18 protein-coding genes are annotated in these 22,089 nt (G+C 62.7%); 9 read left to right on the forward strand and 9 right to left on the reverse strand.

Annotation, left to right across the window (positions count from 1 at the left end; all coding sequences use genetic code 11):
• Positions 1 to 3: 3 nt before the first annotated feature.
• The 5 genes from EI545_RS17660 (at position 4) to EI545_RS17680 (ending at position 8,145) form a co-directional block, all read left to right on the forward strand.
• Complete coding sequence (locus tag EI545_RS17660) at positions 4 to 4,533, forward strand: MupA/Atu3671 family FMN-dependent luciferase-like monooxygenase (protein WP_125326682.1); 4,530 nt, start codon at positions 4 to 6, stop codon at positions 4,531 to 4,533.
• Complete coding sequence (locus tag EI545_RS17665) at positions 4,530 to 5,186, forward strand: 4'-phosphopantetheinyl transferase family protein (RefSeq protein WP_125326683.1); 657 nt, start codon at positions 4,530 to 4,532, stop codon at positions 5,184 to 5,186. Before EI545_RS17660 ends, EI545_RS17665 begins: the two co-directional genes overlap by 4 nt.
• Positions 5,183 to 6,133, forward strand: a complete 951-nt coding sequence (locus EI545_RS17670) for a hypothetical protein (RefSeq protein ID WP_125326684.1) — start codon at positions 5,183 to 5,185, stop codon at positions 6,131 to 6,133. Before EI545_RS17665 ends, EI545_RS17670 begins: the two co-directional genes overlap by 4 nt.
• A 182-nt stretch (positions 6,134 to 6,315) precedes the next feature.
• Positions 6,316 to 6,918 carry a polysaccharide biosynthesis/export family protein gene (locus EI545_RS17675; RefSeq protein ID WP_245990154.1) on the forward strand — a complete coding sequence of 201 codons (603 nt, stop codon included), beginning with the start codon at positions 6,316 to 6,318 and terminating at the stop codon, positions 6,916 to 6,918.
• A 27-nt stretch (positions 6,919 to 6,945) separates the two neighbouring features.
• Positions 6,946 to 8,145: a hypothetical protein gene (locus EI545_RS17680; protein ID WP_125326685.1), complete on the forward strand. Its 1,200-nt coding sequence runs from the start codon at positions 6,946 to 6,948 to the stop codon at positions 8,143 to 8,145.
• A gap of 4 nt (positions 8,146 to 8,149) precedes the next feature.
• On the opposite strand, the gene EI545_RS17685 is transcribed toward EI545_RS17680, so the two are convergent.
• Both EI545_RS17685 and EI545_RS17690 read right to left on the reverse strand, forming a co-directional pair.
• Positions 8,150 to 9,115, reverse strand: a complete 966-nt coding sequence (locus EI545_RS17685) for a glycosyltransferase family 2 protein (protein WP_125326686.1) — start codon at positions 9,113 to 9,115, stop codon at positions 8,150 to 8,152.
• Complete coding sequence (locus EI545_RS17690; RefSeq protein ID WP_245990155.1) at positions 9,112 to 9,879, reverse strand: WecB/TagA/CpsF family glycosyltransferase; 768 nt, start codon at positions 9,877 to 9,879, stop codon at positions 9,112 to 9,114. The genes EI545_RS17685 and EI545_RS17690 overlap by 4 nt, the downstream gene beginning before the upstream one ends.
• Before the next feature lie 158 nt (positions 9,880 to 10,037).
• On the opposite strand from EI545_RS17690, the gene EI545_RS17695 reads away from it, so the two are divergent.
• Entirely contained in the window at positions 10,038 to 10,976 is a 939-nt protein-coding gene (locus EI545_RS17695) for a glycosyltransferase family 2 protein (protein WP_125326688.1), read from the forward strand.
• A gap of 6 nt (positions 10,977 to 10,982) precedes the next feature.
• Complete coding sequence (locus tag EI545_RS17700) at positions 10,983 to 12,257, forward strand: glycosyltransferase (protein ID WP_245990156.1); 1,275 nt, start codon at positions 10,983 to 10,985, stop codon at positions 12,255 to 12,257.
• Here EI545_RS17700 and EI545_RS17705 read toward each other — a convergent pair.
• The 5 genes from EI545_RS17705 to EI545_RS17725 are packed head-to-tail and all read right to left on the reverse strand — an operon-like array spanning position 12,254 to position 16,408.
• Entirely contained in the window at positions 12,254 to 13,342 is a 1,089-nt protein-coding gene (locus EI545_RS17705) for a glycosyltransferase family protein (RefSeq protein ID WP_125326689.1), read from the reverse strand. The genes EI545_RS17700 and EI545_RS17705 overlap by 4 nt on opposite strands.
• On the reverse strand, positions 13,339 to 14,097 hold the full coding sequence (locus tag EI545_RS17710) for a glycosyltransferase family 25 protein (RefSeq protein ID WP_125326690.1): 759 nt from the start codon (positions 14,095 to 14,097) through the stop codon (positions 13,339 to 13,341). The genes EI545_RS17705 and EI545_RS17710 overlap by 4 nt, the downstream gene beginning before the upstream one ends.
• Entirely contained in the window at positions 14,090 to 14,560 is a 471-nt protein-coding gene (locus tag EI545_RS17715; protein ID WP_125326691.1) for a serine O-acetyltransferase, read from the reverse strand. The genes EI545_RS17710 and EI545_RS17715 overlap by 8 nt, the downstream gene beginning before the upstream one ends.
• An 11-nt stretch (positions 14,561 to 14,571) precedes the next feature.
• Positions 14,572 to 15,492, reverse strand: coding sequence for a VirK/YbjX family protein (locus tag EI545_RS17720; RefSeq protein ID WP_125326692.1), 921 nt, complete (start codon positions 15,490 to 15,492; stop codon positions 14,572 to 14,574).
• Between the two features lie 16 nt (positions 15,493 to 15,508).
• On the reverse strand, positions 15,509 to 16,408 hold the full coding sequence (locus EI545_RS17725; protein WP_245990158.1) for a glycosyltransferase family 2 protein: 900 nt from the start codon (positions 16,406 to 16,408) through the stop codon (positions 15,509 to 15,511).
• Between the two features lie 317 nt (positions 16,409 to 16,725).
• On the opposite strand from EI545_RS17725, the gene EI545_RS17730 reads away from it, so the two are divergent.
• The gene (locus EI545_RS17730; RefSeq protein WP_125326694.1) at positions 16,726 to 18,156 is read left to right on the forward strand and encodes a hypothetical protein; all 1,431 of its coding nucleotides are present in this window, start codon (positions 16,726 to 16,728) and stop codon (positions 18,154 to 18,156) included.
• 92 nt (positions 18,157 to 18,248) lie between these two features.
• On the opposite strand, the gene EI545_RS17735 is transcribed toward EI545_RS17730, so the two are convergent.
• Positions 18,249 to 19,088, reverse strand: coding sequence for a 2OG-Fe(II) oxygenase (locus tag EI545_RS17735; RefSeq protein WP_125326695.1), 840 nt, complete (start codon positions 19,086 to 19,088; stop codon positions 18,249 to 18,251).
• A 161-nt stretch (positions 19,089 to 19,249) separates the two neighbouring features.
• Here EI545_RS17735 and EI545_RS17740 point away from each other — a divergent pair, with 161 nt between their 5' ends.
• Positions 19,250 to 20,191 carry a hypothetical protein gene (locus EI545_RS17740; RefSeq protein WP_125326696.1) on the forward strand — a complete coding sequence of 314 codons (942 nt, stop codon included), beginning with the start codon at positions 19,250 to 19,252 and terminating at the stop codon, positions 20,189 to 20,191.
• 14 nt (positions 20,192 to 20,205) lie between these two features.
• Here EI545_RS17740 and EI545_RS17745 read toward each other — a convergent pair whose 3' ends face one another.
• The gene (locus EI545_RS17745) at positions 20,206 to 22,002 is read right to left on the reverse strand and encodes an ABC transporter ATP-binding protein (RefSeq protein WP_216842467.1); all 1,797 of its coding nucleotides are present in this window, start codon (positions 22,000 to 22,002) and stop codon (positions 20,206 to 20,208) included.
• Positions 22,003 to 22,089 lie beyond the last annotated feature (87 nt).

The following is a 22,089-nucleotide window of genomic DNA, read 5'->3' on the forward strand; positions in this document are numbered from 1 at the left end:
AAGATGACCCTGACCGCACTGCTGATTGGCAACGAAAGCCTGACGGCCGAAAGTGGCAACCGCTGGCTGGAACGCGGCCACAGCCTTGCCGCCGTCGTCACCCGGGATGCGCGGGTTGCCGCATGGGCCAATGGTCTTGGGCTTCGCGTGCTTGCCCCGGGCGCTGATCTGGCGCAGCGGCTTGCGGGTCTGTCGGTCGACTGGGTGCTGTCGGTCGCCAATCTGTCGCTTGTGCCGCAAGACGTGCTGGGTCTGGCGCGGCAGGGTGGGGTGAACTTCCACGACGGACCGTTGCCCGCCTATGCCGGGCTGAACGCACCGGTCTGGGCGCTGATCAACGGCGAGCCGACGCATGGCGTGACGTGGCATCTGATGACCGCCGGGATCGACGAGGGCGATGTTCTGGCCCAGCGTAGCTTTGCGATTGCGCCCGATGATACGGCGTTGACGCTGAACGCCCGTTGCTTCGCGGCGGCTCTTGAAAGCTTTGGCGACGTGATTGCCGCGCTGGAGGCGGGCGGACATCCGCGCCAGCCGCAAGGCGGGGGGCAGCGGCGCGTCTGGTTGCGGGCCGACCGGCCCGCAGCGGCAGGACGGCTGGATTTCGGGCAACCGGCGGTAGCGGTGGCGCGTTTGGTTAGGGCGCTGGATCACGGCGGCTATCGTAACCCGCTGGCTGTCCCGAAGATCGAGGTTCAGGGAAAGGTCCTGGCCGTGGGCGGGGCCGAGGTTGTGGCGGGCTCTGCTCCAGCGGGGACGGTGCTGGAAAACGGGCCTTCGGGCCTTGTCGTGGCCTGCAACGAAGGCGCGGTGCGGCTGACGGGTCTGCGCGATATGTCCGGAGCACAGGTTGCCATCCCGCTGCCGGACGGCGGGCGGCTGGCCTCGCCGGATTTAGCCGAGGCCGCGCGACTGACGGCGGCGATTGCCCAAGGCGCGGCGGCGGAAGAGCGGCTGACACGGCTTTTGCGCACGGCGGATCCGGTGGCCATCGGGGCCGCAGGTCAGGGATCCGCGGTTTGGCGGGCCGAGGCTTTGCCGCCGCAGCCTGCGGGGCGTCTGGCGCTGGCGGCGTTGCGCGCGCTTGGGCGCAGTCACGGGGACGTGGCCTTTTCGAACGGACAGTCGTTGGCGGCCGGATATGTGCTGCCCTGGGTGCCGCTGCGACTGGCGGCTACCGGCCTTGCACAGCAGTCAGAGACACAGGCCGAGCAGGCGATCAAGGCCGCCCGGGCGGCGGGTGGCCTTGCTGCCGATCTGGCGTTGCGGGAACCGGGCTTGGCGGGTCTGGAGCCCTTTGCCTTTGCGATCACCGAAGGGACCGAGCCGGTCACAGGGTCAGCGGTGACGCTTGCCGTCACGGGCACGCCGACCTTGTGGTATGACTCCGCCCGGATCCCCGAGGCTGAGGTTGCGCAGTTGGCTGGTCGGATCGCGCGGGTCGCAGCCGCAATGGCGGCTGATCCCGGTCTGGACCTTGCCGCAGTCAGCACCTTGTCAGACGCCGAGGGACAGGCTTTCGCCGGTGCCCTTGCCACGACGGCACGCGACTATGATCGCCATATGACCATGCCGGGTGCGTTTCTGGCGCAAGCCGCCCGCACGCCCGAGGCGGTTGCGGTCATTTCCGGGCAGACTAAGGTCAGCTACGCCGACCTTGCCGCGCGCGCGGCGCGCATCGCCAATGTGCTGCGCTCCAGCGGAGTGGGGCAGGGCGCGCTGGTCGGCCTTGCCTGCCGACGCGGCGTGGACATGGTGGCGGGGGCCTTGGGTATCCAGCTTGCCGGGGCGGCCTATGTGCCGATGGACCCCGCCTATCCCGCCGACCGACTGGCGCTTTATGCCGAGGATTCTGGCTGCCCGGTCATCGTCACCGAATCCGGGGTGGCGCCCGCCTTGCCGAAGGGGCCGACCCTTCTGATCCTTGACACCGACCCCCGGCTGGCCGGGGCAAGTGCGACGCCGCCCGGGGCTGGGCCTGACGCAGGGGACGCGGCCTATGTGATCTATACCTCCGGCTCGACAGGGCGGCCGAAGGGGGTTGTGGTCAGCCACCGCAACGTCCTGAATTTCTTCGCCGGGATGGATGACGTGATCGGGACCGATCCGGGCGTCTGGCTGGCGGTCACGTCGCTGTCCTTCGACATTTCGGTGCTGGAGCTGTTCTGGACCCTGACGCGGGGCTTTGCCGTGGTGGTGGCCGACGATGCCACGCGGCTGCGGCCGTCGGGCGGGGGGGCGATCAGCCCGCGCAAGATGGAGTTCAGCCTGTTCTACTGGGGCAATGACGATGGCGCTGGCCCCCGCAAGTATGAGCTTTTGCTGGAAGGCGCCAAGTTTGCCGATGCCAACGGGTTCTGCGCGGTCTGGACCCCGGAACGGCATTTCCATGCCTTTGGTGGGCCGTATCCGAACCCGTCTGTCACCGGGGCGGCGGTGGCGGCGGTCACCAAGAACATCGGCGTGCGTGCCGGAAGCTGCGTGGCCCCGCTGCACCACCCCGCGCGGATCGCCGAGGAATGGGCGGTGATCGACAACCTGACCAACGGTCGCGCGGCGCTTGCCATCGCGTCTGGCTGGCAGCCCGATGACTTTGTGCTGCGGCCTGAGAACACTCCGCCCGCGAACCGTCAGGCCATGCTGGACATGATCGACATCCTGCGCCGCCTGTGGCGCGGGGAAGAGGTCGGCTTTCCCCGCAAGGACGGGACCTTGCACCCGGTTGTGACCCAGCCGCGCCCGGTGTCGAAGGAACTGGCGGTCTGGGTGACCACTGCCGGGAACCCGGAAACCTGGCGCGACGCCGGGCGGATGGGGGCGAATGTGCTGACCCATCTTCTGGGCCAATCGGTCGCCGAGGTGGGCGAGAAGGTGAAAATCTATCGCGCCGCGCTGGCCGAGGCGGGCCATGACCCCGCCGCCTTTAAGGTGACGCTGATGTTGCACACCTACCTTGCCGCAGACCGCGAAACCGCGCGGGCTGTCGCGCGGGAACCGATGAAGGACTATCTGCGCAGTGCGGCTGGGCTGATCAAGCAATACGCTTGGGCCTTTCCGGCCTTCAAGAAACCGCAAGGCGTGTCGAACCCGATGGAGATCGACCTTGCCGGGCTTGCCGAGGATGAGATGGAGGCGATCCTTGACTTCGCCTTCCAGCGCTACTTCGAAGACTCCGGCTTGTTCGGAATGATCGAGGACTGTGTGGCCAAGGTCGAAGACCTGAAAGCCATCGACGTGGACGAGGTGGCCTGTCTGATCGACTATGGCATCTCCTCGGCCGAGGTGATGGCCGGGCTTGTGCCTTTGGCCGAGGTGCTGCGGCGCACCAACACGGCTGAGGTGGATGACTCGCTGGCCGGGCTGATCCTTGGCCATGGGGTGACGCATCTGCAATGCACCCCGTCGATGGCGCGGATGATGGCGGAAGATGACGGCGCGCGCGCGGCCTTGCGGCGGCTGAAGCGGATGCTTGTCGGGGGCGAGGCCTTGCCGGGGCGGCTGGCGGGTGATCTTGCGAGCCTGATCGGCGGCCCGGTCCTGAACATGTACGGCCCGACGGAGACGACGATCTGGTCTTCGGTCGAAGCGACGACCGGCGAAGACGGCATCGTCAACATCGGGCGTCCGATCGCGAACACCGCGCTTTATGTGCTGGACGATTTTGGCGCCCCTGTCGCCGATGGCACCGAGGGCGAGTTGTGGATCGCGGGCGAGGGGGTGGCCACGGGCTATTTCCAACGGTCCGACCTGACCGCTGACCGGTTCCGCCCCGACCCCTTCGCAGGTTCCGGCCGGATGTACCGCACGGGTGATCTGGTCCGGCGTCGGGCGGATGGGCGGCTTGATTTCCTTGGCCGGGCGGACCAGCAGGTCAAGCTGCGCGGCCACCGGATCGAGTTGGGCGAGATCGAGGCCGCGCTTGAGGCTGTGCCGGGTCTGCGGCAGGCCGTCGTCATGGCCCGGGAAGACAGCCCGGGCGATGTCCGTCTGGTGGCCTATGTCACCGCCGAAGGTGCCGTGGACGAGGCGGCCCTGCGCCAGCACCTTGCCGCCCACTTGCCCGAGGTGATGGTCCCCGCCCATATCCTGCGGCTTGATGCCTTCCCGCTGACCCCGAACCGCAAGGTGGACCGCAAGGCTTTGCCGGCACCCTCTGCCCGGGCCGAGGTGCCGGACGCAGTCTGCGCCCCGGTCGAAGCGGGGGTTGAACAGGTGATCGCATCGGTCTGGGAAAAGGTGCTGGGCGTTCCGCGCGTTGGCCGGTCTGACAATTTCTTTGCCCTTGGTGGCCATTCGCTTCTGGCGGTGCAGGCGCACCGTGAAATGAAGCTGGCGCTTGGGTCGGACAAGTTGTCGATCACCGACATTTTCCGCTTTCCCGTGCTTGCGGATCTGGCGGCGCATCTGGATGTCGCCCCCGCCGCGCCCGCCCCTGCACCTGCCGGGGCAGGGGACGGCAACGCGGATGTCCGGATGGATGCCATGGCCCGGCGGCGGGCCATGCGCGAAGCCCGGGAAAGGGCCTTGGGATGACCGCTGCATTCCCGATTTCGGCAGTCGAGGCAGCCCTTGCCTCGCTCTTCCCGCCAGATGTGGCTGTCGCGGCCGAACGGGTTCAAGCTGGGCAGGAGGGCGGGCTTTGGCCGGTCGAGCAAGCAGCGATTAATGGCGCGGTTGCGTCACGCCGGGCGGAGTTTGCCGCCGGGCGGCTCGCGGCGCGGCGGTGCCTGCTGGCGCTTGGACGCCCGCCTGTCGCCTTGCCGATGGGACAGGATCGCGCGGCCATCTGGCCTGACGGTCTTTATGGCACGATCAGCCATGCGGGGGGGATTGCGGTTGCGGTCATTGGTGAGACCGGACCCCTTGGCGTCGACATCGAGGAGGATGCGGCGCTTGAGCCCGCGCTTTGGCCAGTGATCTGTTCGCCTGAGGAGCTGTCCGCCTTGCCCGGGGCTGACACGGGGCGCTGGGTGCGGCGGGCCTTCGCCGGGAAAGAGGCGGTGTTCAAGGCTCAGCATCCTACGCGGCGCGCGATGTTCGGCTTTGACGCGGTGGACATAAGACTGACCGAAACCGACTTCACCGCGCGGTTTCGTCTGGCCGTGGGCGGCTTTGCCGAGGGGCAGGAGGTCCATGGCAGGCTGGCCTATTCCCGAGGTCTGACCCTTGCAGGAGCAGTGACATGAAACTCAGCCGCCGCCTTGCGCTTTTGTTGCCCGCTGTTGTGGGCGTGTCCGCTGGCACCTATTGGTGGCGCAGCGTCGGGCGCGCCGAAAGTCAGGCGCTGGAAGCCCGGATGTCCACGCCGCTGCCCCCGCCCGCAGGGCCAATGGCGGTGTTCCATCTTGGGCACAGCCTTGTGAACCGAGACATGCCGGCGATGCTGGCGCAGCTTGCGGGCGAGGGACATAGCTATCACAGCCAGCTTGGCTGGGGCACGACGCTCAAGTCACATTGGGGCGACGACCTGATCAACGGATTCGACCAAGAGAACGCCCATCCCCGGTTCCGCCCTGCGCATGAGGCCGTGCAGAGTGGTGAGTATGACGCCGTTGTCCTGACCGAGATGGTCGAGATCCGTTCGGCGCTGCGGTATCATTCCAGCCCCGATTATCTGCAACGCTGGGGTGCTGAAGCATATAGCGCCCGGCCTGATGTGCGGCTTTATCTCTATGAGACGTGGCACCCGCTGGATGATCCGGACGGTTGGCTGGAACGGCTGGACGCCGATCTGCAGAGGTACTGGCTGGACGGGATCGCGAAACCGGCCTTGGCCAAGCTGCCGGCCGATGCGCTGCTGCGGATCATCCCCGCCGGTCAGGTTCTGGCGGCCTTTGTCCGCGCCGTCGAAGCGGTCAATGGCGTGGGGAATGTCGGGTCGCGCACCGACCTTTTCGCCCTTGATGCGGAAGGCAAGCAGGACACCATCCACCTCAACGATCTTGGGAACTACCTTGTCGCCCTTGTTCATCTTGCTGTGCTTTATCACCGCAATCCGGTTGGGGCGCCGTATGCCCTGTTGCGATGGGATGGCAACCCGGCAAATGCTCCGGCACCCGAGACGGCACGATTGATGCAGGAGACCGTGCTTGAGGTGGTTCGCAGAACGCCGATGACGGGGGTGTCGATCTGACGGGCTGCCGCTTTTCGCCCCAGAGTTGCGGATGGAGCGCATTCTTGAAAAAACTGTGTGTTCTGGCGGCAACAGGGCGTTCGAATCGACTTTTGCATTGCTTGGAACGCTCGTATCGTATTCAGAAGCTGCAATGGCAGTATGCGGCCTGCACGTTGGACGACAAAGAGGAGTAGATACATATGCAATTTCTGCGTGGTCTTTTCGCGGTTCTGTTTCTCTTGCCTTTTCTCGCGGTGCAGGGCCTCGCGCAGGACTATCGGCTGAAGTCCGGTGACGTGCTGCAGATCGAGGTTCTTGAAGACAACACACTGAACCGCACGACCTTGGTCTTGCCAGACGGTCAGATCTCGCTGCCGCTTATCGGGTCCATCCGCGCCGCGGGACGCACCTTGGCGCAGGTCGAGCAGGACGTGGCCGCGCAGCTGTCGCAAAGCTTTGCCACACCGCCGACGGTCTATGTGACATTGAACGCGCTGGCCGAACGTCTGCCTCCGGGGGAACCTGCCACGATTGACGTGTTCGTCGTTGGGGCCGCCAACGCACCCGGCCGGATCGAAATGTCGCCAGGATCGACCTTGCTGCAGGCCGTCGCGCAGGCCGGGGGGTTGTCACCCTTTGCCGCCAAGAAGCGTGTCCAGCTGCGGCGAACGGACAAGAATGGCAACGAAAAAAGCTACCTGCTGAACTTCGAGGCGATTGAAATGGGCACGGGCGCTGGTGGGTCTACCCGGTTGGTCGACGGCGACGTGATCATCGTGCCCCAGCGCAAACTCTTCGAGTGAGCGCCAGGCATGTTTCGAACCGGACCCATGCGCAGCGGTATAGTGCTGGCCGCGGCAGCGATGACTGCCAGCCCCGTTGCGGCAGAGGTCGTCTTGACCTTTGGGGTCGAACAACGGTTTGAGGCCGGCCAGAACATTGATCTTTCCGTTCCAGAGGGCGGAGACAACCTCGTTGCACGGACGCGCCTGTCTTTCGGGGCCGTCAGCCGGACGCAGCTTGATACGCTGGAATTCAGCTCTTCCGCCGCCTTGGTCGCTGAAAACAGCGATGACACGGACGGGACGGAGTTTGAATTCGGCAACCCTGACCTGGCGGTTCGCTACACGCGCGAAATCCCGAATGCGCTGTTCTCGATCGGTGCGCAATACCGCCGGGACGATGTCGAGTCCTTCGACGAAGATCTTACCATTGACGATCTGGATGGCACGCGCACCGACAGCACTGTCGACCTGCGGTTTGAAACCGGGCGCACCGCACCGCTTGGGTTCGTCCTGTTCTCTTCATATACCGAGAGTGAGTATACGGATACGAGCGACCCGGACCTTGTCGACAACAATACGTTCCGGGTTGGCATCGAAACTCCACTGCGCTTTTCCGAAGTGTTTCAGGCGTCCATCCGGCTTGGCTACGAACGCGAGGAAGATACAAGCCCTCCCCTGACGCTTAACGAAGTCAGAACGGCTGGCCTTGGTCTGGCTTACGCGATGGTGAATGGCGCCGCCACTGCGGACCTTGATTTCCGGTCTGACGACGAAGAGGGCGACCGGACCACTTTGGTATTTGGCCGGGCGCTGACGCTGCCTGCCGGGTCTCTGTCGCTGCGGCTGGGTGTGACGCAGGGAGATATCGGCGGTACCGATCTGGTCGGGGGTGTGACCTGGGCGCAGGAACTTCCGCGTGGGGGTCTTGAGGTCGTACTGGAACGGACGGTTGTGTATGACGACATTACGTTCGAGCCATCCATCGGAACCCTTTTGGCGGTCAGCTTTACACAAGAGATCAACGACCTATCCTCGATGGGCCTTACTGCGTCACACGAGGTTTCGGATTCGCCAACCGAACGTATTGAGCTTTCGCAATTCGCGGCGACCTACAGGTATGCGCTGACCCAGGATTGGAACCTCGACAGCGGGGTGCGCTACCGCGTGCGCCGCGACGAGGATGGGCGGTCAGATTCCCCGGATGTGTTCGTAGCGCTAAGCCGCAGTTTCGAATTCCGGCCCTGATCCCTTAACTGCTAGTGCCTGTCCGATCGGTCAGTTGCCGCACGGCATGACTGACCAGATCGCGCAGGAAATGCGGCGGGTCCGGGGTTATCCTTGGCTGGATCACCCGGCGCATACGGAGCACCAGACCCCCGGCGATATGCGCGGCAGTCGCGATGACCGCATGCAGGGTTCCGCCGGCCTTGCGGAAATACAGCCAGCGGCTGTCAAACCAGTAGCCCGGCACGCGGGACCAACCTTTCATTCCGGTCGAGACCGACCCGATGTGTTCGACCCGGCTTTCAAGGACAAAATGTGTCGTCCAACCGGCAGCGCGGGCACGGCGGCAGAGATCGGTTTCCTCGAAGTACAGGAAGAAGTTTTCGTCAAAGAGGCCGATCCGTTCCAGAACGCTGTCACGCATCATCAGGCTTGCCCCGGCAAGCCAGTCAACCGGTCCGCTGGCCGCGGGCACGCCAAGCGGTACGCTGCGATGGGCCAGCAAGCGCGAGATCGGGCCGGTTCGGGCGGCACCTTCGAATTCGGACGCGATGGAGGGGAAGCGAAAGCAGGTACAGTGGTCTTCGCCATCGGAGCCGTAGATCCTGCTGCCGGCAAAACCTACGTCAGGATGCCTTTCAAGATAGGCCAGCAAGTGCCGGATCGCGTCGGGCGCGGGAAAGGCATCGGAGTTCAGGATGTAGATGAAGTCCGGACGCGAACCGTCGGACAGCCCAAGGCGGATGCCAACGTTGTTGCCTGCTCCGAAGCCGCCATTGTGGCCCGATTGCACGACACGGACGCGCGGCCTGCCCGCCAATTCCGCCTGCATCTTCTCAAACGAGCCGTCGCCGGAATCGTTGTCGACCACCACAATCTCACCCTCGATGCCTTGCATGGCAGTCTCGGCCGCGGCGACGGACTGAAGGGTCATATCGGCGGTGCGCCAATTCAGGATGACGGTCAGGACAGTGGGGCTTTGCAAGGTCATTGGCTTTCGGTTCCGCTGCGGGCCCGTTCGGCAAGGGCTGCGCCGGTCAGGCCGGGCAGGATGAGGGCGCAATCAAGGTAGCGACGGGCCAGACGCCGGGGGTTGGTCAGCAACCGCCACAGCCATTCCATCGCAATCTTGCGCACCCAAAGTGGGGCCCGGGTTTGTAGGCCTGCAATGAAATCCAGCCCCGCGCCGATGGAGACAAAGCCAATCCCGGGGTGACGGTCACGGCCCCGGGCGGCCAGAATTTCCTGCTTGGGGGCACCGAGGGCCAGAAAGCAGACCCGCGCGCCCGAAGCCGCAATCTGGTCAAGCATCGCATCAGCCTCGGGCCCGGTCGGATCAAATCCGAACGCGGGGGAGAGGCAGGCCGCGACCTTCAGCCCGGGGTGATCGGCTTCCAGACGCCGGGCGGCGGCGCGCAATGCTGGTTCGGTGGAGCCGAGGAAGGCCACGGACACCCCCTTTTCGGCGGCAAGGGCTGAAAGCGGGGCAATCAACTCCGATCCCGGCACAAGGGTGACGGACCGTCTGCCTGCCAATCGGGACAGCCAGACAACGGGGTTTCCATCCGCGACGACATGCGTCTGCGCACGGTAGGCGGCACGGAACGCCGGATCCCGCGTCAGTTTGACCATGTGATCCAGATTCAGCGTCGCCAAGGCAAAGCCCCGCCCATTGGCAAGGCAACCCGACACCTTGTCCAGAAGCGCTGCTTCTGTCGCAACATTCACCAAGGTCAGCGCCTCAATCCTGGTCAAGCCGCCTGTGACATCCACTTCAACCAAAATCGTCTGTTCCTTGGAATTCCTGTCTGCAAGTGACGGGTGATTGTCCATTCTTCGTCAAGTGGATAGTCTGAAAAAACGCGGTTTCGGACCGGATTTCTTTGGGCATTGCGCAGGAGCCATTGGGCAGGGTGACACATCTTCCGCAATCCACGGCGAACCCGCAGAACATGATGTCGATTGTCGTACCGACGTTTCGGCGTGAAGCACTGCTTGGCCCCCTGTTTCACGCCGTGGCGGCCGAGGTTGCGGCCCAGACGGTACCGGTTGAGCTTGTCCTTGTCGACAACTCTCCCGAAGCATCGGCCCGGTCGGTTGCGGCGCTGGCGCCTGACTTTGTGCGGTATGTGCATGAACCGCGCACTGGCGTGGCACAGGCCCGCAACCGCGGCGTTGCCGAGGCGAAGGGGTCGCATGTGATTTTTCTGGACGATGACGAGATGCCTGTGCCCGGGTGGCTTTCGGCCTTTACGTCTGCTGCCGCGCGGGGCGATCAGGCGGCGTTTGGGTCGATTGAGGCCGCCTATGCCGAACCGCCGCCACCAGCGTTGCGCAGTGCGCTGGACCGGGTGTTCAGCCGTAGGTTACCTGCAGCCTCAGGTCAGGATGTGTCGGATCTGCGGGCCTATCTGGGGTCGGGCAATTCGCTGTTTCGCCGCGATGTGCTGGCGCTGGAAAGCCCGCCCTTCGATCCGGCCTTCGATACCGGCGGCGAGGATGTGGCGTTGTTTCGCAAGCTGGTGGACCGCCATGGCATCGCCCTGATCTGGTGCCCCGAAGCGCGGGTGGATGAAGTTGTGCCGCCGGCGCGCGCGACTCTGGGCTTTCTGCAGCGCCGCCGGTACAGCGACGGCCAGTTGCGCTGTCTGGTCGAAAGCCAGAGGCGTGGCCTGCGCGGCAGACTGCGCGTGGCGCAGTGGATGGCGGTTGGCGCGGCGCAGGTCGGGCTGCATGGCCTTGCGGCGCTGGTCTTTTGGCCGATCTCGGACAGGCGGGCAATCCAGCACCGGTTGGCTGCGTTCGGCGGGGCGGGCAAGCTGTTGTGGTGGCGGCGAAAGTCGGGGCATTAGGGGGACATGATGAACCAGGATCCGGCCGCAGAACCCATCGCCTATCTGACCGGCGATTACCCCAAAGTCTCACACACTTTCATCCTGCGTGAGGTGGAAAGCCTGCGCCGGGCGGGGCTGGAGGTTGTCACCTGCTCGATCCGCAAACCCGACGAGGCGGAGTTCAAGGGCGAGGAAGAGCGGCAGGCCCGCCGCGAGACCTTTTATGTCATCGCGGCCGCCCGAAACCCGCTGCGTCTGCTGGGCGCGCATGCGCGGATGGTCCTGCGGTCGCCGGGGCGGTGGTTCTCGGCGCTGCGGCTGACGTTCAGGACCCGGCCGCCGGGGATCAAGGCCTTCTTCTGGCAACTGTTCTACTTTGCCGAAGCCGGGGTGCTGGCAGATCATCTGCAGGCGCGCGGGGTCAGGCATCTGCACAATCATTTCGGCAATTCCAGCTGTTCGGTCGCGATGTTGGCGGCCGAGATGTCCGGCATCCCCTTCAGCTTCACCGAACATGGCCCGGCGATCTTTTTCGAGGTTGACCGCTGGGCGCTGGGCGAAAAGATCGCGCGAGCCCGGTTTGTCGTGGCGATCAGCCATTTCTGTCGGTCGCAACTGATGCTGTTTTCCGACCCTGTCCATTGGGACAAGATCACCATTGTCCATTGCGGGGTAGACCCGTCCAGCTACGGGCAGCGCCCGCGTGGGGCTTTTGGCAAGCGGGTGATCTTCGTCGGGCGGCTGGACCCGGTGAAGGGTGCGCCCTTGCTGGTCGAGGCTATGGCTCAGGTCATCGCCCGCCATCCGGAGGCGCAGCTGACCCTTGTCGGCGACGGCCCGGCCCGGCCCCTTGCCGAAGCGCGGGCCAAGGCGCTGGGCATTGCGGGCAGCGTGACTTTCGCGGGCTTTCAGTCGCAAGGCGCAGTGGCAGCCCTTCTGGAAGAGGCGGACATGCTGGTCCTGCCATCGTTCGCCGAAGGGGTTCCCGTGGTCTTGATGGAGGCTTTGGCAAGCCGAATCCCAGTAATCGCAAGCCGGGTTGCGGGGGTGCAGGAGCTGGTAGAAGACGGGGTCTCCGGCTTTGCCGTGCCGCCGGGTGACGTGGCCACGCTGGCCGATCGCATCGGGCAGCTGATGGAGGATCCGCAGCTTGCGTCCCGGATGGGGCAGGCCGGGCGCCTGACGGTCGAGCACGAGTTTGACATTGCGGCCGAGGGTATCTGGCTGGCCGAGGTCTTCCGCAATGGCGGGGCAGGGGGCAGGCTGCGGCCTGACCGCGCCATGCCCACGGAGGGCTAGAGGGTCCGGGGCGCGGACTGCTGCGAGTCCAGCCAGCCTTGCCAATCAGGGTCGACGAGATCGAGCTTTCGGCCCTCCAGTGCCGCAAGGATGACATGGGCAATCCGCCGCGCGGAGCATTCGTTCGACAGCCAGCGCTGTGCAAAGGCCTTGCGTGCGGCGATAAGGTCTGCGGCCTCGGGCGCTTTGGCTGCGGCCAGCACCGCTTGCATTGCAGTTGCAACCTGGTTTGCGTCCCCGACCGGGACCGCTTGCCCGAAGCCCGGCGCGCAGAAATACTCGCGCAGCACCACGGTTTCGGAATAGATCTGCGGCACGCCAAGATGCATTGCGGTAACAACGGTGATATGCCCGGCCCCCCGGCTGTCGTCGCGCAAAAGCGTGACATTGGCGGCTGCGTTTCGGATGCAGTTCACGCAATCGGCCATCGGCAGGTCGCGCAGGACCTGCATCGACTGCTCTACCTCGGGGGCAAGGGGCATATAGCCCGGCAGGATCGCGACACCCCGCGCGCCGGCCAGACGTAGCGCCTTGGCAAAGGTCTCAAAATCCCGGTTGTTACGGCCGATCATGCAGAAATAGGGCTTCGGCTCTGCCTCAAAGCGCGTGCTTTCGGCGGGAAGGTCATAGCCCCAATGGCTGAAGGCAAAGCGGTTGGCGGGTAGGCCGTGCAGCTGGGCAAAGCTTTCCGCCTCACGCAGGGAATGCACCAGGATCGCATCTGACCGCTGGAAGATCCGGTCGATCACCCCCTGGCCAAGCCGGTTGCGCGCTGTGATCGGCTTGCTGGACAGGTTCATGCTCAAGACGACATGGGTCGCGCGGCTGAAGGTCAGCAGAAGTGCCAGATTGACCAGAAAGGCGCGGCGGTATTCGCTGGTCACAACCAGATCAGGGCGGCGGACCAGAATGGTCCGCAGGATCGACCAGCCGATCCGCACCCAGTTCGCCCCGCTGGTCAAGTGCGTTTCATAGGCAAACTTTCCCGGTCCGAGCCATGGCGCATAGCTTGGTGCGTCATGGCGGATTTCGGTCTTGTCGCTCGCCGAAAACTCAAGGCACAGGAAGGGTGAGGCGGCTGTCATGTACGCGACGTTCCGCGACGGGCCCCAACGACCTTGCGGGCGAGAGAGGTCAGGCTTCGGAAACCGGGCCAGCGGTCGAACCAGCGCAGGTCATGGATATCCGTTCGCGACGGGCGTTGAACCCCGATCGGCGGCACGGCAGCAAGGGTCATATGCTGCGGATGGGCCTTGCGGAACCAGCAAAGTGCCCCGTCGTAATGCATCGGGCCGCCATCAGGATGTCCAGGTTCCCGCGCCAGCATGCTGTCAAGATACCGAACCAGATCCGCGATGGCTGGACCCCGAATGGCATAGAAATGTGTGCAGGACACGCCGCTGGCCGGATCGAGCTTTACCAGCCCTGGGGCAACCTCGGTCCCGGATACCGCATCGCCATAGCCGCCATAGAACATCGCCCAGTCCGAACCTGCCAGATGCGCCGTGATCCCCGGTAGCCGCGCCAATGCGTCGTCCGCGAAATCCAGATCATCCTCGCAGATCAGCACCCGATCCCAACCGTTGGCCAACGCCTGACGCAGGATACCAAGATGGCTGAGAAAACACCCTCGGGTGCCGATGGTGGGAAAACCTTCGGCCGTCTCGGGCCGGATGGCGGCGAAGACCTTTACCTTTGGGTGATCGTAGGACAGACCAAGGCCCTGCAATTGCCCGGCAAACTCCTGACGCCGGTCAGCGCGGTAGGGCAGGTTCACCAGAACGATCGGGCCGGCGGCATCCAGAAATGCCGTGGAAATGGCAGCGCGCGGATCAGACATTGGTGGACCTTTGCTCTTTCTGGACAAGGCGGGCTGGAACCCCGACCGCCGTGGCATCGTCGGGGACATCGTGCAAGACCACCGCATTGGCACCGATCTGCGCGTTTCGGCCGATCCGGACCTGCCCCAACACCTTGGCCCCCGCACCAATATAGGCGCCCTTCGCGACGAAAGGCGCGCCAGAGTCAGCAGTCTGGCCCAGCGTGACCTGCTGCATGATCATGCAGTTGTCCTCAATGACCGCGTCTTTGTGGATGACCACCCCGGTCAAATGGGGAAAGCTGACGGTGGCTGCAATCGTTGCGTCACGGTGGATGTCTGACGCGGTGATTGCAGACCAGAACGCATGGCGGAGCTTCCCCCAAAGGCACAAAAGCCGACCCAGGGGCCCCCGGTCCGCCCTGTGGCGCTGGTAGGCGTGGATCGCATTGATCAGCTTGCGGTCAGGGTGCGGCGAGAACATGGACTGCGCCCTCAGCTGTCTGCGAAACGCACGGGGCGCAAGGATGGCAGGTCGCGGGCAATGTCCGCCTCCAGACCGTCAAGAAAGTCAAAGCGGCGGCGGTACATGGGGCGCTTGTTCGGTTTGACCTCGGCCATGTCCCGGCGGGGCGAGTTAATGGGAAGCGCAAAGAACTGCGGGTCCTGAGGCACCCCCCCCCGATCCTGCCAGATGGCATCATAGTCCTGCCCCGGCGGGGAGGCCCCGCGAAAATACGGATGCCGGTGATGCCGCGCCGCTTCGGACACGGCAAGCAGGGTATCCACCTGCAGGACGCGGCACAGAATGCGCAAGGCTTCGATCAGGAAGTCCCTGGGGCGAAGGCCATGCAAAATCCGCGTCAACTCGCGGTATGTGTCCAGCATGTCGTCCCGGTTGCGTCCTTGAAGGCCGCCGATCGTGGCAACCAGCGCGCCCGTGTCGGTGCGATACAGCGAGAACGCGACTGAATAGGCGCGAAAGCTGTCCAGAAAAAGGTTCAGCGTCAGCCCGCCTTCGCGCAAGAACCATTCAGGTTGATCAAGAACCAGCTTCATGCCGGGGTGAAGATGGTCGAGGTCAGAGAGAACAAGCCGATCCTCGATTGAAAAGCGCAAGACTTCTGGCAGGGTATCGATGGCGTCGTAGTGTCCGACAATGCGCTGCAAGCGCTGGCCGGGTCCCCAACTGGCGCACTGGTAAGGCCAGACCAATGCCCCCCAGATCTGCGGACGTTCAGACATGATCTGAGCAAGGGAGGTTCCGGTAGCCGGTTCCATCATCTGCGTGACAACGGGCGCTTCGCGCAGGCCATTGAGCACGAACCGCGCCTGTAGGGACAAGGCCCCCGGCGACATGCCCGGAAAGTAGCGCCTTGCCAGAGTTGAAAGCTTTCCAAGGTTGGCCATTGTCATTCTGCTTTGCCACCCGTCACTTGTATTCGATCAATCCGGCATTTCGACGGCGCAGGCGGTTCAGGTGATATTCGATCACTCCGATAGCCTCAGGCAGTTTGCCAAGCAGCGTGAAGACGCCCTGCTCGGGCCCCAGGCGGCGGATCAGGCGAAGGGCCTGCAGCGGATAGGCCAGCAGGAGCATTCCAGCCCAAGGGGTGAAAAGCAAACCTGCAACAGCGAACAGCGGTATTCCAACGCCCCAGACCACAGCCCTGCGGGTTTCGGTGACCCAATGCCTTTCCGCCGTTGATCCATGCATCGCAGCCCCTTCGGCAAAAGCGTGACCGGCACGTCGACTGCGCTTCCACCATTGCCCAAAGCGAGTCATCGCGGCGTCGTGCAAGGTCATCTCGACCGGAATGCGCCAGACCTGCCACCCCTCGGCCCGCAGGCGCAGGCAAAGTTCCGGCTCTTCGCCCGCAATCAGCGTGGGATTGTAGCCCCCTGCAGCCGTCACGGCATCCCAGCGCATGAGCACGTCCCCGCCACAGGCCTTGGTTTCGCCCACGGGCGTGTCCCATTCGGCATCGCACAAGCGGTTCCAGACCGAGGCTTCGGGATGCCGTTCCCGGCGTCTGCCACACACGGCGGCTGCTTCGGGATGCTCACGAAACGCGGCGATCCCGGCTTCGATCCAGCCGGGCTGCAAGCTGCAGTCACCGTCAATGAACTGCACGAAGTCGACCCCACCCAACCGGTCAAGTGCTTCAAGGCCGGCATTGCGGGCGCGGGCTGCCGTAAAGGGCAGTGTCATGTCCAGAGGAACAACCGTAGCCCCTGCCGAACGTGCGGCAGCGACACTGCCATCGGTCGAGCCGGAATCGACGTAGACCACGGGAGTGACGTCGCCGGGGATCGACGCCAGGCAGGCCATCAGGCGTTGTCCTTCGTTGCGACCGATGACAACCGCTCCTATGCGCGGGGTCGCCGTCGAAAAAGCTGTGTCAGATTTGAATGCACTAATCTTCGCCATTGCGGTACACAGAAACCACGAAATTGCCGCCCAGCATAGGGCAAACGCGCGACTTCTGGTTCTGCATGTGGGGTGCAGGACAGGATTGGCCTTTTGCGCGGCATGAGGGTAAAAGCGGCGTATGGCCATATGATTGGTTCGGGGTCCGGATGCCCAACACCTTTGCTTTCGTTATGCTCTTTTCGTGGCCGCTTGTGGCGGCAATCTTGTTTAGGATCATGCCGCTGCAAAAGGCTCTGGTCTGGACGCTCCTCGGCGGCTACCTGCTTTTGCCCTCTGCCACGAGCTTCAAGCTGCCCATGCTGCCGTCGCTGGACAAGTCGCTGATACCGTCTGTCAGTGCCCTTGTCCTGTGCCACATTCATGCGCCAAAACTGTCCCTTGCGGCCGACTGGACGGGACGGACCGGTCGGGTGGTCATCATATCGCTGTTTCTGACCTTGGTCAGTGCACCGATCTTTACCGTCTATCAGAACGCCGAACCTCTCATCTACGGTCCGACCTTCATACCCGGACTTCGGCTTTACGACGCACTCTCGATGATTTCGGTCATTCTGGTCGCGATCCTGCCGTTCTGGTTAGGCCTGCGCTATCTGAACAATCGCGAGGGACACCTGGTTGTCTTGCAGGCCTTTGTGTTCGGGGCGCTGTTCTACACCCTGCCTGCGCTTTTGGAAGTGAGGTTGAGCCCACAACTGCACAACTGGATCTACGGGTTCTTTCCGCATGACTTTGTCCAACACGTCCGTGCGGGCGGTTTTCGGCCGGTCGTATTTCTGAGCCACGGCCTGTTGGTTGGAATCTTCTTAAGTATGTCGGTTATCGCGGCTCTTGCGTTGTGGCGCGAAGCTGTTCGCCAAGGCAAGACCGCATCCGGGTGGGTCTTTGCGGCCATATGGATCATGATCGTTTTGTTCCTCTCAAAGAACCTTGGTGCGTTGGCGATTGCCATCGCCTTGTCGGCTCTGGTCATCTTTACTGGCCGTCGGGTTCAGTCCACCTTTGCCCTCGTGATCGCCACGGCGCTGATAATCTACCCGATGTTGCGTGGGGCGGGGTTTGTTCCGGTCGATGCGGTCTACAACTTCGCCTTGTCCGTGAACGAAGAGCGCGCGGCGTCGTTGAAGTTTCGCTTCGACCACGAGGATGCCTTGCTGGCCCGCGCCAACGAAAAGCCCCTGTTCGGATGGGGGAGCTGGGGCCGAAACCAGATATATGATCCCGAGACGGGGCGGTTGAATAGTGTCACCGATGGTGTCTGGATCATCCTGATCGGGATCTATGGCTGGGTGGGTTATGTTGCCCACTTCGGCTTGATCACGATACCGATCCTGTTCAACTTCCTCAGGCGTAGCAGGTTCGGGCCGTCGCTTGTCACGCCGGGTCTGATGATGGTGCTGTCGGTCGCCATGATCGACATGATCCCGAACGCGGGGTTGGTTCCTTACGTATGGCTGATCGCTGGCGGCTTGGCTGGCTATGTGCTTTGGCGGCCCGAAGAGGCGGCAGATGGCGCCACGCCTGTGCTCGGGCAGGGCGATCAGAAGGGCTTTGCCGGAGGCGACATAGGGCCGCCAAGTTGGGTGATGTCTGCCAGTGGCCCCGCACAGCGCAGGCCGCGACGCGCCCGGCAACGAAGGTTGGAATGACAGGGCCGTCCAAGCCGTTCTCGAACCAAGTCAGTTCTTCACGCCCGGGTGTGCGGCTCACGCGCAAGGCCTGGTTGTGCCACTAGCGCAGGTCAAACACCCATCCGGCGCAAAGGCTTGGCGATCCGGCGATAGATCACGGGTGGCAGGATGTTCTGCAAGATCCGGTGGCGAGAGGATTGACGGTCGGCCTTGTCGATAGTGCCCGGACGCGGTTTGAACAGTGTTGAATGCCCTTCGCGGCTCTCGTCCCAGGTTGCGGTGTAGTAGTAGAGCGCAATCGACATGCGGGGTTCGCCGTTCGGATGGGCAACGGGTTCGGGGTTGCCGTGCCAGGTGTTGGAACCCGTATTGAAGCAGCACATCCGATTGAATAGCGGTACGAAACTGGCGACTTTCGCCGTCATGTCGTTATCCCACACCTCGAACGACCCGCCCCATTCTTCGCGCCAGTCCTTGTTGAGATAGATCAGGACGTTGATCCTGCGTTCCAGGTTCAGTTTGCCGTGGTGGTTGAAGTCGGCGTGGATGTCGAGGTGGCCTCCGTTTGAAACGACATGAATGCCCCCGCCGGCAAAGTAGGGATCGGGGATCAGGCCATCTATGCCGGTCAACTCCTCAAGGAACGCAAGAAATGAGCGGCTGTTCAGCGCATAGAACAGGCTGCGCGTATAAAAGGCCAGACGCTCTGGTTGATAGCTGGATTTCAATTTCTCTTGCGGGTTGTTGAAAAAAGTTTCGGCTTCGGGCAGGCTGCGCAACTCATCGCGAACCTTTTCAAGGATCTCTGGCGGAAGAAAATTGTCGTAGCAGCCGTGTGGATAAGGCGCGCGTGAGCGGTAGGCCTCGGCTGCTTGACGCCCAGCCTCGCGGGCAGCGTCAATTGGCAGGATCAGGTTTGCCGGATCAATAGAAAGCATTGGTGCGGGCATCAAGAACCTCATCTCTATCTTTAATGTATAGTATATCCGAATTGATTAAACTGAGAAACTGAGATGATTCAAGATTAGGAATGGTACCAACAGGGAAACTGACCGCAGGGTCTCGCGTTTGGCGTACAATGGCGCGATAATCGTCGGATTGGAGAAGTAGCATGTCGCTGACATCGCGAATCGAACCCTACAAGGGCAAGCCCGGGCCGCTTGTCGGGCTTGCACAAACGGGTTCGGAGCGTGCGTGTACTGTCAATTCCTGGCAAGAGTTCGTGCCCGAAGTCACGCTACCCTACCTGCGTCTGCGCCGGCTGAAAGTGCTGGCAACCGCAGCGCGGTCCTTTCCGGCCAGCAAGGAGTTGTATTTCGGAGGTAACGCACCCGCAAAGTGGGTCGTCTACTTCTGTTACGCTCCGAATGGTGCGCCTACAGTCAGCCACAGATTCACGGTCGAGAGATTGCAGTCCGAAGGATACGGGGTGCTGGTCGTTTGTGCGGCGCCCACGCCGGAGCACACCAAGAGCTTTCTGGATCTGACACCTGATGCGTTGATCTGGAAGGAATTGCGGGGCTTTGACTTTTCGGGATTTTCAGTGGGACTTTCTGCGCTGGTTCGACGATTTGACAAGATTGATGTGCTCGTCATGAACGACAGTGTGGTGGGTCCCTTCCATTCTCTCCGGCCGCTATTGGACAGTAGTCCGTGGGATCTGACGGGTTTTGTCACCTCATACACGATCGAAAACCACATGATCAGCTGTGCCTTCTACTTTCGCGGGTTCGATCGGCGGATGTGGGATGCTTGTCGGACTGTCTTGTTTCGCGGGATCAGCTTCAACAGGCAGGGGCCAGTCGTTTTCTTGCAAGAAACACGTCTGGGATCGGTGTTGGCCAGATCGCATACCGTCGGGTCAATTCTTTCGCCTTCTGCAGACCACCGGAACAACCAGTACCTGCTTGGCAATCCGAAGGGGTTGTTGGACGTAGGCTTTCCCTTTCTCAAGCGATCCATATTCACGAAATTCGCTTCAGAATTCGATGCAGATTTTTACCGGGATTGCTTGGTCTCATACGGCCATCCCGAAATCACTGCATCAGCCTGAGAGTGACAGAAGGCTTAGACCCCAACGGCCATTTTTCGGAAGGTTTCACTGCCCGCCACCAGTTCGTCATAGGTGCCCTGTGCAACCACCTGACCATGTTCCATCAGGAAGATCGTGTCGCAGTTTCGCACTGTCGTCAGGCGGTGTGCAATAAGGATGATGGTCTTGTCCGCGCGGATGTTCTGAACAGCCTCCATCACAACACGTTCAGTAATGTTGTCTAGCGCCGAGGTCGCTTCATCCATGATCAAGAGCGTGGGGTCACGGTAAAGCGCCCGGGCAATGCCGATCCGCTGACGTTGGCCGCCTGACAGGCGTATGCCACGCTCTCCCACGACGGTTTGATAGGCTTGCGGCAGTTCGGTGGAAACGAAATCGTGCAATGCTGCGGTCCGCGCTGCGCGCTCGACGGCTTGCATGTCGATCTCATCCGCAGGAACCCCAAAGGCAATGTTTGCCGCAATCGTGTCGTCGGTCAGGAAAATGGATTGTGGGACATAACCTAAGGATTTTTGCCAGGCGCGCAGATTTGCCGGGGTGAGCGGTTCTTGATCGACCGAAAGCGTCCCTGTGTCCGGGATCAGCAGGCCAAGCACCAGATCGACCACTGTCGTCTTTCCGGCGCCGGTGCCGCCGACAATCCCCACTGTGGTGCGTGCGGCGATTTTCATATCAAGCCCGCGCAGGGCAGGCCGACCAGCGGTGGCGTAGCTGAAGGTGATGCCCGACAGGTCAAGCTGATCGCGCAGGTGGAGCGGTTGCTGGACCTGCGTGACGTTGACCGGTGCAGCCGGAACCCCGGCGTGGTCCTTCACCACGGTCTCGAGGATCGCGGTCGCCCCCCGGATGGATGCGAGCGCTTGATAGACCTGCTGAAGTGCGGGCAGCAGCCGCATGACAGACAGGGCAAAGACCCCCAGAGTTGGCACTGCTTCGACGATTGACCCACCGCTGCGCAGCAACAACACAAGGATAAGGGTCAGCAGCGTTCCGAACGAAATCGCCTCCAGCGCAAAGCGAGGAAGTTCGGAAACGACGCCGATGGTTGCTTGCGCCCGGGCCGATTTCTGGGCAGCCCTTCGGTAAAGCTCCATATAGCTTTCTTCCAGCCCCAGAAGCTTGACTTCCTTGATGCCGCCGATGGCTTCCTGAGCAACGCGAAAGCGTTCGGCAAAGGCCCGCATCAAAACATCGCCAAGACGGCGCAGCCGTTCCCGTAGGACAATGTAAACTAATGCATAGCTCAGACCCAGAAGGCCTGCGGCCAGAACGGTGATCAGGGGATCAACGACCATCAGCAGCCCGACAATTGCCAGAACCATCAAGACGCTGGCAATCATGCGAAAGGCAGGAGCCATCACACGCGTTACAAGCCCGTCAACCTCGACAAGGACGTTCTTTGCGATATCCGAGCTGTTCCTGGCAAGAAACCAGGCATAGGGCTGGCCCAGATAGGCCTCCAGCAGCCGGCTGGATACTGTGAACCCTCGCATAGTGGCAAAGCGTATGCTGGCGTAGGTTCCGACCGCCTTGACGGCCAGTCCGCCCAGAACGACCAGAAGGACAACAACGGCCAGACCGACCATGAAGTTGAATTCGCTGGAAAACCCCGCGAAGGAATACGCCAGACCAAGATAGGCGTTCGACTGAATGGTGGACGGGTCGGCAATGACGTTCAGCAGCACCAGAACTGCGGAAATGCCAACGACCTCGGCAAAGGCGACGATCACCATCAAGGCGGTAAGAAGCCAGAACTGGCGGCGTTCACGCCGGTCCAGCAATGAGAAAATCTTCCGATAGACCTCGATCACGCCGCGTCTCCGATAAGCTGCAGGTCAGGACTCTACGGGGGCGAAGCGACAAAAGAATGGCGGCGTCCGCCATTTTCGCATGACAAG

The sequence above is a fragment of the Tabrizicola piscis genome (genome assembly GCF_003940805.1).
In the GTDB taxonomy this organism is placed as follows: Bacteria; Pseudomonadota; Alphaproteobacteria; order Rhodobacterales; family Rhodobacteraceae; genus Tabrizicola; species Tabrizicola piscis.